Raw genomic sequence first — 2258 nt, forward strand, 5'->3', positions numbered from 1 at the left:
TTGTATGAGCTAACAAAAACCGAGCTAATTGCTTAACTCGGTTTGAAGTGGAATACTGTCAATCTATTTCAGGACAAGACATGATGCTTGATCAGCCATATCGCTTTAACAGCTTTAAAAATTCCTGCAGGTCCTGTTCATTGACTGCTTCTGGATCTTGAATCACATGTTCCCGCAGGTGTTCTTCAATCAGCTCACTCATCAGACCATTCACAGCGCCTTTAATCGCAGCAACCTGCTGCAAGATATCAATACAGCTCGGTTCTGGTTGGGTCAGCGCGGCTTCCACTGCATGAATCTGACCTTTTAACCGCCGTACACGATTTAATATTTTTTTGTCTTCATGCAAATGACTCACCACAAGTCTCCAAAAATAAATATACTAAGGGGGAGTATATAAACAAGACCGGACGAATGCAAAACAAGACCAACCCGCCGCATAGTCATCAGTTCGATGAAGGCAATCCACTGGCACAGAAGAAGATGTTGTTTGCCATTATCCTGACTGCGGTGATGATGGTGTTTGAGATTCTGGGTGGCTGGATTTTTAAGTCTATGGCACTCTTGGCCGATGGCTGGCATATGAGTTCGCATGTGCTGGCACTGGGACTGGCCTATGCAGCTTATAAGGCGGCTCGTCACTATGCCGATGATCCGCGTTTTAATATGGGTACCTGGCGCATTGAAATTCTGGCAGGTTATAGCAGTGCGATTCTGTTGCTGGTGATCGCGGGCTTGATGGCCTTTCATTCTTTCGAACGGCTGTTTTTTCCGGTGGAGATTCACTATAACGAAGCGATTCCAATTGCCATTCTGGGCCTGCTAATCAATCTGGTTTGTGCCTGGTTGCTGCATGAGGGTGGACATGAGCATTCTCATGGGCATGACCACGATCACGGTCATCATCACCATGAGCATGGACATAGCTATGAACAGCATGATCTAAACCACCAGGCCGCCTTTATGCATGTGGTTGCGGATGCGCTGACTTCAGTATTTGCCATCATTGCCCTGTTTGCAGGCAAATATTTTGGCTGGGATATTCTGGATTCGATTCTAGGGATTGTTGGTTCGGTGCTGGTCGCACGCTGGTCGATTGGTTTGCTGAAACAGACTGGAAAAACCTTGCTGGATGCCGATATGGATGCGCCGGTGGTAGAAGAAATCCGTGAAGTGATTGCCGGTTTTGGGCCAAAGGTGCAACTGACCGATATCCATGTCTCTCGGGTGGGTAAAGGCAAGTTTGCCTGCTTTGTGGCGTTAGATACGACTTTGGATTTAAATCCGGATCAGGTGCGTGATGCTATTTCCATTCACGAAGAAATCGTGCATATTTCGGTAGAAATCAATCCGATAACGTCAGGGTAAACAGGCTTTTATGTTCCACGTGAAACAACAGGAAAAGTCACTCAACAAGGACGCTACATAATTCATCTGATTTTCCTAGCTAAAACGCCTAGAATCAGGACACATTTATATACTGACATGAGCGGGAGATTCATGCTGAAACCTACCCTACTGCTGGCCATGACGGCGCTGGCTTCAAGCTTAAGCTTTGCCGATATTAATACCGTAAAAGCCAATCTGGCCAAGAACAGCCCAGACCTGAAAATTGAAAACCTGCAAACCACTGAGATGAAAGGCATCTATAGCGGTGTACTCGATGGTCAGGTGGTCTATCTGAATGAAGATGCCCAACATCTGATTGGCGGCAGCATGATTCGGCTGGCTGATAAGCACAATCTGACCCGGGACTTGGTCCTCAAACAGAATAGCATTGACTGGAAAAAACTGCCGCTACAAGACGCATTGAAAACGGTTAAGGGGACGGGTAAACGCCAGATTGCGGTATTTTCTGATCCAAATTGCCCGTATTGCAAACAGCTTGAGTCTGAACTGAAAAAACTCAATGATGTGACCATCTACACCTTTGTGTTACCACTGAAACCTCAGTCAATTTCACCATCGAAACAGCTGTTCTGTGAGAAAAATCCAGCGCAGGCTTGGGAAGACCTGATTGGCAAAGGTATCCAGCCAAAATCAACAAAAAGTTGTAGTAACCCCATTGAACGCAATATTGCCTTGGCGAAATCTTTAAGTGTACAAGGTACCCCAGCAGTGATTTTTTCTAATGGCTTTAAACTGATGGGTGCCTACCCTGCAGATCAGATCGAGAAAATCTGGAAAGAACTTGGGCTATAATTCCAGTCTATACAGATATAAAAAAGCACCCAAACCGGCACTGCTGTCCCATAGTT

3 protein-coding genes are annotated in these 2258 nt (G+C 45.8%); 2 read left to right on the forward strand and 1 reads right to left on the reverse strand.

Going from position 1 to position 2258, the window contains the following annotated elements:
* Positions 1 to 91: 91 nt before the first annotated feature.
* Positions 92 to 358 carry a metal/formaldehyde-sensitive transcriptional repressor gene (locus tag GW12_RS06020; RefSeq protein WP_034584845.1) on the reverse strand — a complete coding sequence of 89 codons (267 nt, stop codon included), beginning with the start codon at positions 356 to 358 and terminating at the stop codon, positions 92 to 94.
* 56 nt (positions 359 to 414) lie between these two features.
* Between GW12_RS06020 and dmeF the strand changes: the two genes are divergently transcribed.
* On the forward strand, positions 415 to 1368 hold the full coding sequence (dmeF, locus tag GW12_RS06025) for a CDF family Co(II)/Ni(II) efflux transporter DmeF (RefSeq protein ID WP_034584848.1): 954 nt from the start codon (positions 415 to 417) through the stop codon (positions 1366 to 1368).
* A 132-nt stretch (positions 1369 to 1500) separates the two neighbouring features.
* Positions 1501 to 2202, forward strand: a complete 702-nt coding sequence (locus GW12_RS06030) for a DsbC family protein (RefSeq protein WP_034584851.1) — start codon at positions 1501 to 1503, stop codon at positions 2200 to 2202.
* Positions 2203 to 2258: the final 56 nt, after the last annotated feature.

The sequence above is a fragment of the Acinetobacter sp. HR7 genome, assembly GCF_000773685.1.
GTDB lineage: Bacteria > Pseudomonadota > Gammaproteobacteria > Pseudomonadales > Moraxellaceae > Acinetobacter > Acinetobacter thermotolerans.

What these genes read in the sequence shown, in the direction of transcription:
- dmeF (WP_034584848.1), top strand. Translation starts at nt 415, where the DNA reads ATGCAAAACAAGACCAACCCGCCGCATAGTCATCAGTTCGATGAAGGC.
- GW12_RS06030 (WP_034584851.1), top strand. Translation starts at nt 1,501, where the DNA reads ATGCTGAAACCTACCCTACTGCTGGCCATGACGGCGCTGGCTTCAAGC.